This window comes from Colwellia sp. MB02u-9 (assembly GCF_014077085.1).
Classification (GTDB): domain Bacteria; phylum Pseudomonadota; class Gammaproteobacteria; order Enterobacterales; family Alteromonadaceae; genus Cognaticolwellia.
The window spans coordinates 151,667-164,413 of record NZ_JACGVF010000098.1 but is presented as its reverse complement, the minus strand read 5'-3'; the positions used below and the strand labels follow the sequence as shown (position 1 = coordinate 164,413).

The following is a 12,747-nucleotide window of genomic DNA, read 5'->3' as shown; positions in this document are numbered from 1 at the left end:
TGTATAAGATGCCCATTGTATCCAAGTATTCCAACGAACGTGTAGAAAAAATTATTAAAGATTTGCTTGATGTACTCGTTAACGAGTCTGCAACCCCTGATCTAGCGCTAATGTGCCTAGGAAATACCCTAACAGAAATTATTACAAATAATGTGCCGAAAAAGGAACGAGAGGCAATAGTAGACAATTTTACCAAGGCATTAAAACAATCTATACAAAATTCTAAATAAAACGTATAAATAATCAGCGACATTCATAAAAAATAATAAGAGAATTAAACGACGCAATGGTTTCATTTGAATCAAAACCCTATAGTAAGCGACTATTACAGTTAATTAGCTGGAGCCACTGGTTCACTTTTTTTAATATTATTGCGGCGATCTTATTATCGTCAATTTATGTATTTAGTGAAGCAATGCCTGACACTTTGTTAGGGCAAACCTACTTAGTCACCACTTGGTTAAGCCATATAGCTTTCTTAACTTTTATGAGTTTTGTGCTCATTTTGTTTCCAATCACCCTGTTGTTTCCTCGAACCCGATTTATTCGGGTGGTCGCTTCTATCATTTTTAGTGCCCAGTTATTGCTTTTGCTGCTCGACGCATTTATCTATACCCGCTTAGGCTATCATTTAAATATTTCATCAAGTGCGCCCATACTTGACCTTATTAATAACGAAATACAACAAAATAGCCGAGCGTTCTGGTTTGTTAGTCTAGTATTGACCATGGTGATATTATCATTTGAACTGATAGCGTCAAATTATGCTTGGAAACACCTAAAAGAATTACAAAAAACTATTTTTGCGCGCTTTATCGTTATTCCTCTGGTAAGCTTTTTCTTTTTTAGTCATATTATTCATATTTGGGCTGATGCCAACCTGGAATATGACGTATTACGCCAAGACACAGTATTGCCCTTGTCTTATCCATCAACCGCCAAAACCTTATTAACCAAATACGGTATGTTCGATCAAGTGGATTATATTGCCCGTCGCACTAGCCCGCTTGCCTTTACAGATGCCGTACCCCAGTACCCGCTTTATCAAGGCCAATGTCTCAATGACACCAAATTAAAACAGTCGGTTTTCATGGTGATTACAGACCAAATATTGCAAACTCAACAACTAGATAAAATAAAACAAAGAACCAAGCAAGGTGTACTATCGCTAGACAATCATATTGATAACGCGTCACCAAAAGAAGCCTGGTTTAACTTGTTTTATAGCTTGCCAAGTATTTACCAAAAAGCCTTGTTCGAACAGCAAGCACAACCACTATTATTTCAAATTATGGCTCAGAAAGATTTAGCCACATCACTTACTATTGTCGGTGAAGATCACAATGAAGCCTCAGTCATTAATACCGATGGTTTGTTAAGCCTGACCCATAAACTATTTCCAACAGTAACAAAACTAGCCGATATATCGAGTTTGATATTTGCGGATAAACTCAATAGTTACGCCCCAGGTTTACACGTGTTTTATTTTAAAGGTAACAATAGCTATCAGTTTGAACTGTTTTTAGACGCTTTAATGTCGGTGCAAAATAACCAACGAGGCGATAAGCAACTCAAGGATATCCTTTGGATCAGCTCTATTGGTAATAGCACCACAGAAACAAGTTTATCGATTAAACCTGCGCTATTGGTTTTACCGGCAAGTAAAAATAAATCAATTAATAAACTCACCAGTCATATGGATATGCAACCTACGCTGATTAAAAACTGGCTAAACTGCGATATTAAAGCCACAAGCTATAGCAACGGTACTGATATCAAAAAATTAAATAATGACCGTATTATTGCTAATACCATGGACAACGGCATTGTAGTGTTTAATAAAGATAAATCGATGTTTGTTGACCAAAATGGTAACTTTCAAAGTTATTCTATTCAACTGGCCGCCCCTATTACGGCAAAGCCTGATTTTCCATTAATGATTGATGGTGTTCACTTTATTAAGCAATTTAGTAAACAATTCGATGAACAAGTGGATAAACAATTGAATAACGTACAATAATTAGACGCTTAACTCAATTGATGATGTTTTTTAATTGCATTCGAGCGATAAATCATTAATATAGCCCACATAAGCTTTTATCCCCATTAAGCTTATCAATCGGGGTATAGCGCAGCTTGGTAGCGCGCGCGTCTGGGGGACGTGAGGTCGCAAGTTCGAATCTTGCTACTCCGACCACATTTAGAGCAAAAAAGCCCTGTCTTGACAGGGCTTTTTTGTAACTGTTATATGTTAACTCGATGTAATACCCAGTTGATTAATTATCTACTCATGTTTTATCGCTTATTGACCAAGATAAATGACCAAGATAAACCTTAACAGCTAATTTTAGGTATATCTCGCCACTTACTCGTAAAGCTTGGCGAAAGAAATTCACGTCGCATATGCCACTTATCAATTTTACCTTGTACGGCTAATTGCAACGTATAATTACCGTAACGATTATTTATCCCGTCATAACAGCGCATTAGCTCTGGATCTTCTTCATTTAGCGAAAACAAATCACCTTGTTGAAATTGAGTATTTTCAAGCTCAATGGCTCCTACCCCACAACGATAAAAGTTAACACCGCCGGCATAAACACAATCAAAAACGGCTGATATAGCGTTCGCGATACTTAGGGTGTTATCTGTTGCCACTAAAAATTCATAAATTATCGATTTGTGGTAATAATTATCATCATGAGGCGAGCTAGCAGCGGATATCACCAGCCGTTTTACGCGCGAATGCTGTTGTCTTAGTTTACGACCTACAATGGCGCCGTGGCTCACTAAAGCCGCTTTTAATTGATGTTCTTCATTTATCCGTTGACCAAAGCTTCTAGTGGAAAATATTTCTTTTTTTGCCTGCTTAACTTCATCCCAGTTTAAACAAACTATACCGTTTAACTCGTTAACCGTTCGTTCAACCATAACGCTAAATTGGCTGCGCATAATTTTAGGTGACTGGTTGGCTAAATCCCAAGCGGAATTTATTCCCAACACGTTTAAACGCTTGCCTAATCGACTACCAATGCCCCACACGTCAGTCACCGCCATTTTTGATAATATGTCTTTACGTGACGTGACATCATCTGCAACTGCCACACCGTTATAGCCCGCTAATTTTTTAGCTGCGTGGTTTGCGGCTTTCGCTAATGTCGGCGTTGAGCCAAAGCCAACACCCACCGGCAAACGCGTTTCCTGCCAAACCGCACGTCGTATTTCATGGCCATATTTATGCCAATCATTAATAATTTGGTTATAGTTTTTAAATTGTAGAAAAGACTCGTCAATCGAGTAAACATATTGGTTATCGCAGAAACGGCCAATAACATTCATCATTTTGTCACTGAGATCCGCATATAGCTCATAGTTAGACGAGCGAACAACCACATGGTGTTTGGCTAAAAAATGTTTAATTTGAAAATAGGGTTTAAATTTTGGTATACCTAAACGCCGACCAATTGGACACACAGCACATATACAGCCATCGTTATTTGTTAGTACGACCACAGGCCGATTTCTGATTGAGGGGTCAAACACCTTCTCACAAGACGCGTAGAAAGATACCGCATCAACTAACGCATACATGCGCTTAACTCCCTTAGCTGTCGATGCAAACGAATTGAACGGGTAACGACTCCCTCTATTTGAAATTCATCCTCAGGTGTAATGCTGACCGGTTGATGCTTGAACGATGCAGATAATAGCCTAGCGTTTTTTTTATCAATAAGTTTACAAGTAAAACAGCCATTGTAATTCGCCACAATAACATCACCATCTTTTACTGGCTCGCTACGATCGACTAGCAATAAATCACCATCAAAAATGCCAACCTCTTGCATCGACTGCCCTTGCGCCAAACCGATAAAGGTGGCATCGGGGTGTGCTATCAAGAGTTGATCTAACGATAAGCCGAGTTCTTTATATTCAGCTGCAGGTGATTCAAAGCCGGATATACCCGCCTCAATAAAAATGGGAATAACTTTCATAAAATACAACCTATACTGTACATTTAACCAGTATAGGTTAAGGCGTAAAATTGAGGAAGCTTTTTGTTAACTGCTCATACCGTTTTTCTGATGGATAAAATAAAGCTGGCGCTTGTCACTTTGTCTATATTAACGTTGTCTATATTAACTTTGCTTTAAAATATTTTATAACTCAGTAGCAAACACAACTTGACTGAAACTTTACTGCGCCCTTTTAACCTGGCTATTTTAAATGTCGTTATTCTTTAGCGCATTGTGTTAACGTCGGTCTCATAGCAAAACACGGGGACAAACACGAGGTTTTTTATAAAAACTTTCCAAAATTTATTGCACACTACTTAATATATTAGTTTACTATAATGTAATGGAGCAAAAAATAAATATACCTTAATGAAAAATAAAATAAAAACCACAAAACCAAGTACTGCCAGTGACTCCCGTCGGTTGAATGCTCTAAAAAAACCATCCAATATTGTCGGCATCGGTGCTTCTGCGGGCGGTTTAGAAGCATTGGAAGACTTTTTTACTCAGGTACAAACGCCTTCCGATATGGCGTTTGTCGTTATCCAGCACTTAGATCCCTCTCGCACAGGCATCATGGCTGAGTTGTTGCAACGTACTACGCAAATGATAGTCAAAGAAGCTCGCAACCACATGAAAGTACAGGGAAATTGTGTTTATGTAATTCCTCCCAACAAAGATTTATCCATTTTGCACGGGTCATTATTTTTGTTTGAGCCCGTGCTTAGTTGCGGATTACGCTTACCGATTGATTTTTTCTTTCGATCGCTTGCCAGTGATCAGCGCGAACATGCTGTGGCCGTTATTCTTTCTGGCATGGGTTCTGATGGCACCCTAGGTTTACATGCCATCAAACAAAATGCTGGTCTGTCTCTGGCCCAGTCGCCTGAATTTGCAAAATTTGCTTCTATGCCTCAAAGCGCCATTAATGCAGAATTAATCGACATCGTTGCCCCCGCTAAAGAATTACCCGAACATATACTGAGTGGGCTCAAACATGGCCCTCGTATTGCCCCAAAAGATATTGAACCAAGGTTAGAAATCAAATCAAAAAGTACATTGGAACAAATCGTTATTATCTTGCGTGAACGCACAGGAAACGACTTCTCACTGTACAAAAAAAATACCATCTATCGTCGTATTGAACGGCGTATGGACCTACATCAACTTGAAAATATAGCGCTTTATGCGCGTTATCTGCGAGAGAACCCACAAGAACAAGACCTATTATTTAAAGAACTGTTAATTGGGGTAACCCATTTTTTTCGCGATAAAGACGTTTGGGCGCAACTCAAGTCAAGCTCGCTGCCAGCACTATTAGAAAATTATCCTGAAGGTAAAGAACTTCGAGCTTGGGTTACCGCCTGCTCGACCGGTGAAGAGGCTTATTCACTCGCCATGACTATGATGGATGTCTTAGATGAGATTAAGCCTAAAGCGCGTTTTAAACTACAAATTTTTGCGACCGATCTTGATGAAGATGCTATCAATATTGCCCGGCAAGGCTTTTATCCAGCAAGCATTGAGGCGGATATAACGCCCACACAATTGGCGCGTTATTTCATTAAAGATGATAGAGGTTATCGTATCAATAAGAAGATACGTGACATGATCATCTTTGCACCCCAGAATATCATCATGGATCCACCATTTACCAAGTTAGATATTGTTACCTGCCGTAATCTGCTAATTTACCTTGGACCAGAATTACAAAAAAAGTTAATTCCATTGTTCCACTACGCATTGAATTCTCATGGTATTTTGATGTTGGGCAATGCCGAAACCATAGGTAATTTTACCAACTTGTTCTTAGCACTTAACGATAGTGCACGGATTTTTACCCGTATCGATATTTCCAAAAAACGAATGGATGTCGACTTTCCCTCAAGGATATTTCCTGTTATATCTTTGATACACAATGAACCCAAGAGAACCCGCGACATGAGTAAAGACATCATTAACCTACAAACGCAGGCAGACCAAATCCTACTACAAAATTACTCGCCTGCAGCGGTATTGGTTAATGCTGCCGGTGATATTATGTATATCAATGGTCGCACGGGTAAATATTTAGAAGCCTCGGCGGGTAAGGCCAATTGGAATATTCACGTGATGGCGCATGAAGAACTCCTCATGCACCTTAACCTCGCGATGAAAAAAGCGCAGACACAAGAAGCGCCAGTTATTATTGAAAACCTGATGGTAGGCAAAGAAACCATTAACTTAACGGTGCAAGCCATTGCTAAGCCAAAAGCTTTAATGGGTTTGCTGATGGTGGTTTTTACCAAGGTGTTAGCACCGACCGCGCAGCCGAGTAAAAATCAGGGTAAAGCAGCAGAAAATAATCAGCTAGAACTGCAACATGCGCGCGATGAGATAGAAGCAACTCGCGAACAAATGCAGGCGGCACAAGAAGAACTCAGGTCCACCAATGAAGAGTTACAATCAACCAATGAGGAGTTGCAATCCACCAATGAAGAATTGACCACTTCTAAAGAAGAAATGCAGTCAATGAATGAAGAGTTGCAAACGGTTAATACCGAACTACAATCTAAAGTTGATGATTTGTCATGGGTCAACAACGACATGAAAAACCTGCTTAATAGCACAGAAATAGCGACGATATTTCTCGATAATGGGCTACGTGTAAGACGATTCACCAACTACGCCACCCACCTATTTAAGCTGATCCCGAGTGATGTCGGTCGACCACTGTCTGACATAGTTACTGAGCTCGATTATACTTCACTACAAAAAGATGCGCGGGAAGTGTTAGACACACTGGTTTTCATAGAAAAAGAAATAACCGCCAGTAATAATCGTTGGTTTAGGGTGCGCATTATGCCTTATGCCACACAAGAAAACGTGATTGACGGCGTGGTCATTACCTTCACTGACATTAGCGAAGCCAAGCTGCTTGAATCACAGTTACGTAAAATAAAGCCAACTATATGACCAAGCCTACACAGCCACCCAAACTATTAGCGAAACTCTCACCCAAAGAGTTACGCCAGCTTGCTGAAGCACAAGTGAAAAAAAATAAGGACAACAAAAAAGCTGTTCTTATCGAAAATGATACCCTAAAGCTGTTACACGAACTGCAAGTTCATCAAATTGAATTGGAAATGCAAAATGATGAGTTGCAGCAAGCGCGGATAACTGAAAAATTACATTATCGCTACACTGAGTTATTTGAGTTTGCACCCATTGCTTATTTTTCTTTTGATCTGCAAGGTAAAATTACTCAGGTCAATTTACGAGGTGCGAACTTATTGGCTATTGATCGCGTTCACTTAGTCGGAAAAAGCTTTGTCAACTACGTCACAATACCTCATCGCCATACTTTTAATGATTGTTTGGCAAAAGTATTTCAGCATAAGGGCATACAATCTTTTGAGATATTAGTTCGCGTTAACAAGACAACACGTTGGCTAAATATCGAAGCTAATCTGGGTATTACAGGCACTGATTGTCTTGCCGCACTGATTGACGTTACCGAAAGAAAACAAGCTGAAAATGAGCAAAAACTGTCCGCCAGTGTCTTTACTTATGCTAGAGAAGGCATCACGATTACCGATAGTAATGCTATTATTATCGATGTTAACGACAGTTTCACCCGTATAACAGGTTATAGTCGTGAAGAGGCGATTGGTCAAAACCTGCGTTTTCTCCAATCAAGTCAAGAGACCCCTGAATTTTTTTCCAACATTGATCAAGCACTGCAAAAAGATGGCAATTGGTCTGGTGAAATTTGGAACAAGCGTAAAAATGGTGAAGTGTATGCTGAAATGACGACCATTAGTGCGGTGTGCAATGAGCATGGCATCGCGACCCATTATATCACCTTAGCTAACGATATTACCCCGATGAAAGAGCATCAAACTCAACTAGAGAGAATAGCTCATTACGATGTACTGACTAATTTACCCAATCGAGTATTGCTGGCTGACCGATTATCTCAAGCCATGTTACAGTGCCGTCGTCACAAGCATTTACTTGCCGTGGCTTTTCTAGATTTAGACGGTTTTAAAGCGGTTAATGATATGCATGATCATGACGTGGGGGATAAACTACTCATTGCCCTCTCAGTTCGTATGAAAGAGGCGTTACGCGAGGGTGATACCTTAGCCCGCATTGGCGGTGATGAGTTTGTCGCCGTATTAACTGATTTAGACAAAGTGGAAGATTGTGAGCCGGTATTAGAACGCTTGTTATTATCCGCGTCTGAGCCGATTACTGTCAATAATGTTATCTTCCATTTATCAGCCAGTATTGGCATAACGATTTACCCACAAGATAATGCCAATGCTGACCAGTTGGTACGCCATGCCGATCAAGCTATGTATGTAGCTAAAGGTTCAGGTAAAAATTGTTATCATTTGTTTGATACCGCTCAAGATGACGCGGTTAAAATGCATCAAGAAAACCTAGAAGCTATTCGTAATGCCTTAGACCATCATCAATTTGTACTTCATTATCAGCCTAAGGTTAATATGAAGACTGGAATAGTGATAGGCGTTGAAGCGCTTATTCGCTGGCAACATCCTCAACGAGGGTTATTAAACCCTATCGATTTTTTACCCGTTATTGAAAATAACCCGATGAATATTGAGGTGGGTGAATGGGTTATTGATAGCGCACTGACACAAATCAGCGAATGGAAAAAAATGGGGCTTAGCCTCCTAAACATAAGCGTAAACATTGCTGCGGTTCAATTACAACAGTCTAGCTTTACACAGACCTTAACCTCATTACTAGCAGCCCACCCCGATGTTGAACCTCGCTATTTAGAACTAGAAGTGCTGGAAACCAGTGCGTTAGATGATATTAACCATATCTCAAACATCATGCATGACTGTATCGCGCTGGGTGTAAACTTTGCCTTGGATGATTTTGGCACCGGTTATTCATCACTCACTTATCTTAGGCGTTTACCCGCCAGCATGATTAAGATAGACCAGAGTTTTGTCCAAGACATGCTAATTGACGTTGAAGATTTGGCCATTGTTGAAAGCGTAATAGCTTTAGCTAAGTCATTCAAACGTGGCGTAATTGCTGAAGGCGTTGAATCAATTGAACATTGTAAGGCTATACTAGAACTGGGCTGTGACTTAGCTCAAGGTAATGGTATTGCCAAACCTATGCCAGCAAGCGATATTCCTGCTTGGGTTAATCAGTGGAATCCTGATGTGAGTTGGCAAACGCAATAAGCTTAAAAACCTCGCAGTAACAGGTCTTTTTTTCTATAAAAGTGCAGTTAACCTTAGGCCCACTTTATGGCTGCAGCACTTCATGGTTGTAGCACTATATTCAAAAACCAAAAAAACAGCTTATCGCCAACAAATTTATTAATTTTTCACCTGTAAATACCCTACAGTCATCTCTTTCATAGTCGCCAATATCATAAACTAGCGATTGTTTGACAACATGCGATTGTATTCTCTCCTGCCTTACCGCCATTTAATAGCAATCACATTAAGTTATTGCTCACTTGTGAAGGGTATCAATTAGCATGGTCTGACTTGGCAAAAATTGCTGGTTTTCCAGTAATTTCTAACAAATCGATACGCTTTAGTAACGGAATACGATTCGCAGAAATGTCAGCAATAGTGACACCATCTAGCACATCCATAAATGCATGAGTTGCTTCCTGAATTTTTTTAGATAGCTTGCAAATACCAATCAACGGGCAGGTGTTTTTCTCAGGGTTAAAACACTCCACTACATCTAATGGCCCTTCGGTAAGACGCACAACATCACCGACAATGATCTCTTCTGCCGGGCGGCTTAACCGAAAGCCACCATTACGTCCTCGCACTGTTTCTAAATAACCGGCTTTGCCTAGCTCGTGCACCACTTTGACAATGTGCGGGCGTGACACGCCATGAATGAAAACCACGTCATCTACCCGCACTAGTTCAGGGGCTTTAAGTGCGGCCAACTGTAAACAACGCATCGCATAGTTGGTATAACTGGTTAATTTCATCAGGTGCTCTCTATTTTTATGTTGGGCTTTTATTGATTGTCACATTTAAAAGTTATATTTTCAATATTGCTTTTATTGCCACATCAGTTTAACATACATTTAAAATACAACTTATATGAGCACTATAGTTATGTTGGAAAGCTTCACTGCGGAGACCCTTGCCAGAATGCAGTTTGCATTCACTGTCTCCTTCCATATTATATTCCCAGCCTTTTCGATCGGAGTGGCCAGTTATCTAGCGGTATTGAATGGCTTGTGGCTAAAAACACATGATCAAACTTACCTTTTTTTGTTTAACTATTGGAAGAAAATTTTCGCGGTTGCCTTTGGCATGGGTGTAGTGTCCGGTATTGTGATGTCGTATCAATTTGGCACTAACTGGTCGGTGTTTGCAGATAAAACTGGGCCAATACTTGGGCCACTTATGGCCTATGAAGTACTCTCTGCCTTCTTCTTAGAGGCGGGTTTTTTAGGCATCGCTTTGTTTGGACGTGAGCGCGTGGGTAATGGACTACACATGTTCGCAGTGTGTATGGTCGCCTTTGGCACTTTGATGTCAGCTACTTGGATTTTATCAGTCAACTCGTGGATGCAAACGCCTGTTGGCTATAGTATTAATGACGTAGGGCAATTTATTCCAGAAGACTGGTGGCAGATTGTTTTCAACCCTTCGTTTCCGTACCGTTTAGTACACATGGTAATGGCTGCCTTTCTGACAACCGCGCTAGTGGTTGGTGCTGTTGGTGCATTACACCTGCTAAGAAACAAGGCTGATGCTGCTGCACGTCGCATGTTTTCAATGGCGATGTGGATGTTAATTATTGTCGCCCCCTTACAAATTGTTGTGGGAGACTTTCACGGTTTAAACACTTTAGAGTATCAACCAGTCAAAGTTATGGCGATGGAAGGACACTATGACAGCCACCCAGAGGGTGGACCGCTCATCTTATTTGGCATTCCTAACTCAGAAGAAAAAAGGATTGATTACGCTATTCAGATACCCAAACTCTCTAGCTTGATCTTAAAGCATGACTTAAACGCCCCGCTCGCAGGTTTAGATACTATTCCTGATGAAGACGAACCCCCTGTTGCAGTGATATTCTGGAGCTTCCGTATTATGATTTTGCTAGGCTTTGCCATGTTAGGACTGGGCGTATGGAGCTTATGGCGACGCATTCGCGGCAAGCTTTATGATGACGATTTGTTAAAGCGGGCGACAATTGTTATGGGCCCCATGGGATTTGTTGCCGTACTGGCAGGTTGGGTTACTACTGAAGTCGGCCGTCAACCTTTCACCGTTTACGGACTATTGCGCACAACCGACAGTCTTGCACCGATTGATGCGCCTGCGGTTGCGGTATCGCTAATCGCATTTATCATCGTTTATTTCTTTGTCTTTGGTGCAGGTACTTTTTATATATTAAGACTGATGAATAAACCGACAGCGACGTCAGACCTTGAGATAAATGACGGCCCTACCCGGACCGCACAAAACCAATTTATTGCAACAACTGCCGCAGACCTTAAGTCAAGTGCGCAAGGAGACAATCGTGGAATTTGAATTATCGTTTATCTGGGCGATGATTATCGCCTTCGCTGTACTCACTTATGTCATTTTAGATGGCTTTGATCTGGGCATAGGTATTTTGTTTCCGTCGGCTAAATCAGAGCAAGATAAGTCCGTTATGATGAATACCATTGCCCCCGTTTGGGACGGTAATGAAACTTGGCTAGTCATGGGAGGCGGTGGTTTATTTGCCGTTTTCCCTCTAGCCTATGCCGTTATTATGCCAGCCTTGTACATGCCTATTATACTGATGCTGTTAGCACTGATTTTCAGAGGCGTTGCCTTTGAATATCGCTGGCGAACTGTTCGTTGGAAGCCTGTTTGGGACTTTGCCTTCTTCGCAGGCTCGGTTATAGCAGCCTTTACTCAAGGTATTTCGCTCGGGGCCTTGGTGCAAGGTATTGAAGTGTCAAATCGCGCCTACGCTGGAGGCTGGTGGGATTGGCTAACCCCGTTTTCACTATTAACCGGCTGTGCCGTTGTCATTGGCTACGGCTTGCTGGGCTCCACTTGGTTGATTATGAAAACAGAAGGTGAACTACAAGCTAGAATGCGCGGTTATGCAAAATGGTTAGGCATTGCTACCCTAGGTTTTATTGGTGTTGTCAGTATTCTCACCCCGTTCAAAGACCCCGCTTATTTTCAACGTTGGTTTACACTGCCAGGTAGCATTTTTAGTGTGTTGGTTCCCGCTTTAGTCGGGCTGTGTACTTGGTTGCTATTTATGGGGTTAAAACAAAACAAAGAAGCGCAACCATTTCTCGCCTCACTGGGCTTATTTGTCCTCAGTTTTATCGGTATTCTTGTTAGTTTTTACCCTAATATTGTACCGCCAAGTCTCACAATTGCTGAAGCAGCAGCGCCTGATTCAAGTTTAAAGTTCACGCTGGTGGGGACTATGGTTTTAGTGCCACTTATTTTAATCTATACCGCTTATGCATATTGGGTTTTCCGGGGCAAAGTAAAACCTGAAGATGGCTATCACTAATGGCTTGGCAAAAATGGAAAAAACTAGCTTGGTTTGTTGGCATTTGGCTTGCTGGGGTTTTAGCACTGAGCATTGTAGCTATGCTTATCAAGTCAGTAATTCTTTAACGGTTTGCTGTATCGGGTCTGACTAAAACTTGCTTGGTTTGTTAAATTAAACCGAGCAGATTTTGGTTGCTAAGCCGTCCAACCTA

Annotated in this window: 10 protein-coding genes and 1 tRNA gene; 8 read left to right on the top strand and 3 right to left on the bottom strand. The window is 41.0% G+C overall.

The genetic code is table 11. The annotated features are described in order from the left end of the window. The first annotated feature begins 8 nt into the window (after positions 1-8). The 3 genes from H4J65_RS14780 to H4J65_RS14770 all read left to right on the top strand — a co-directional run bounded on the left by H4J65_RS14780 (position 9) and on the right by H4J65_RS14770 (position 2,197). Positions 9-230 (top strand): DUF1414 domain-containing protein, encoded by a 222-nt coding sequence (locus H4J65_RS14780; protein ID WP_182136768.1) that lies wholly within the window; start codon positions 9-11, stop codon positions 228-230. 56 nt (positions 231-286) lie between these two features. Continuing rightward, the gene (locus H4J65_RS14775) at positions 287-2,020 is read left to right on the top strand and encodes a DUF3413 domain-containing protein (protein ID WP_182198670.1); all 1,734 of its coding nucleotides are present in this window, start codon (positions 287-289) and stop codon (positions 2,018-2,020) included. A gap of 100 nt (positions 2,021-2,120) precedes the next feature. Beyond that, positions 2,121-2,197: transfer RNA gene (locus tag H4J65_RS14770), tRNA-Pro, on the top strand. 137 nt (positions 2,198-2,334) lie between these two features. Here the strand turns inward: H4J65_RS14770 and H4J65_RS14765 are convergent. Next, the gene (locus H4J65_RS14765; RefSeq protein WP_182198669.1) at positions 2,335-3,591 is read right to left on the bottom strand and encodes a Y-family DNA polymerase; all 1,257 of its coding nucleotides are present in this window, start codon (positions 3,589-3,591) and stop codon (positions 2,335-2,337) included. Further along, positions 3,579-3,992 carry a LexA family transcriptional regulator gene (locus tag H4J65_RS14760; RefSeq protein ID WP_182184685.1) on the bottom strand — a complete coding sequence of 138 codons (414 nt, stop codon included), beginning with the start codon at positions 3,990-3,992 and terminating at the stop codon, positions 3,579-3,581. The genes H4J65_RS14765 and H4J65_RS14760 overlap by 13 nt, the downstream gene beginning before the upstream one ends. 390 nt (positions 3,993-4,382) lie before the next feature. On the opposite strand from H4J65_RS14760, the gene H4J65_RS14755 reads away from it, so the two are divergent. Both H4J65_RS14755 and H4J65_RS14750 read left to right on the top strand, forming a co-directional pair. Beyond that, positions 4,383-6,968 carry a chemotaxis protein CheB gene (locus tag H4J65_RS14755; protein ID WP_182198668.1) on the top strand — a complete coding sequence of 862 codons (2,586 nt, stop codon included), beginning with the start codon at positions 4,383-4,385 and terminating at the stop codon, positions 6,966-6,968. Beyond that, positions 6,965-9,223: a bifunctional diguanylate cyclase/phosphodiesterase gene (locus tag H4J65_RS14750; protein ID WP_259363203.1), complete on the top strand. Its 2,259-nt coding sequence runs from the start codon at positions 6,965-6,967 to the stop codon at positions 9,221-9,223. Before H4J65_RS14755 ends, H4J65_RS14750 begins: the two co-directional genes overlap by 4 nt. 293 nt (positions 9,224-9,516) lie before the next feature. Here the strand turns inward: H4J65_RS14750 and H4J65_RS14745 are convergent, their stop codons facing one another. Then, the gene (locus H4J65_RS14745) at positions 9,517-9,999 is read right to left on the bottom strand and encodes an Rrf2 family transcriptional regulator (protein WP_182136774.1); all 483 of its coding nucleotides are present in this window, start codon (positions 9,997-9,999) and stop codon (positions 9,517-9,519) included. A 115-nt stretch (positions 10,000-10,114) separates the two neighbouring features. Between H4J65_RS14745 and H4J65_RS14740 the strand changes: the two genes are divergently transcribed. From H4J65_RS14740 to H4J65_RS18315, 3 genes are read left to right on the top strand one after another with little or no spacing between them, the layout of a single operon-like run. Beyond that, a complete protein-coding gene (locus H4J65_RS14740) occupies positions 10,115-11,560 on the top strand; it encodes a cytochrome ubiquinol oxidase subunit I (protein WP_182198667.1) in 1,446 nt (481 codons plus the stop codon). Then, complete coding sequence (gene cydB, locus H4J65_RS14735; protein WP_182198666.1) at positions 11,550-12,554, top strand: cytochrome d ubiquinol oxidase subunit II; 1,005 nt, start codon at positions 11,550-11,552, stop codon at positions 12,552-12,554. The genes H4J65_RS14740 and cydB overlap by 11 nt, the downstream gene beginning before the upstream one ends. Further along, positions 12,554-12,661: a DUF2474 family protein gene (locus H4J65_RS18315; RefSeq protein WP_182198665.1), complete on the top strand. Its 108-nt coding sequence runs from the start codon at positions 12,554-12,556 to the stop codon at positions 12,659-12,661. Before cydB ends, H4J65_RS18315 begins: the two co-directional genes overlap by 1 nt. Positions 12,662-12,747 lie beyond the last annotated feature (86 nt).

What these genes read in the sequence shown, in the direction of transcription:
- H4J65_RS14740 (WP_182198667.1), top strand. Translation starts at nt 10,115, where the DNA reads ATGAGCACTATAGTTATGTTGGAAAGCTTCACTGCGGAGACCCTTGCC.
- H4J65_RS14745 (WP_182136774.1), bottom strand. Translation starts at nt 9,999, where the DNA reads ATGAAATTAACCAGTTATACCAACTATGCGATGCGTTGTTTACAGTTG.
- H4J65_RS14780 (WP_182136768.1), top strand. Translation starts at nt 9, where the DNA reads ATGCCCATTGTATCCAAGTATTCCAACGAACGTGTAGAAAAAATTATT.
- H4J65_RS14765 (WP_182198669.1), bottom strand. Translation starts at nt 3,591, where the DNA reads ATGTATGCGTTAGTTGATGCGGTATCTTTCTACGCGTCTTGTGAGAAG.
- H4J65_RS14755 (WP_182198668.1), top strand. Translation starts at nt 4,383, where the DNA reads ATGAAAAATAAAATAAAAACCACAAAACCAAGTACTGCCAGTGACTCC.
- H4J65_RS14750 (WP_259363203.1), top strand. Translation starts at nt 6,965, where the DNA reads ATGACCAAGCCTACACAGCCACCCAAACTATTAGCGAAACTCTCACCC.
- H4J65_RS14775 (WP_182198670.1), top strand. Translation starts at nt 287, where the DNA reads ATGGTTTCATTTGAATCAAAACCCTATAGTAAGCGACTATTACAGTTA.
- H4J65_RS18315 (WP_182198665.1), top strand. Translation starts at nt 12,554, where the DNA reads ATGGCTTGGCAAAAATGGAAAAAACTAGCTTGGTTTGTTGGCATTTGG.
- H4J65_RS14760 (WP_182184685.1), bottom strand. Translation starts at nt 3,992, where the DNA reads ATGAAAGTTATTCCCATTTTTATTGAGGCGGGTATATCCGGCTTTGAA.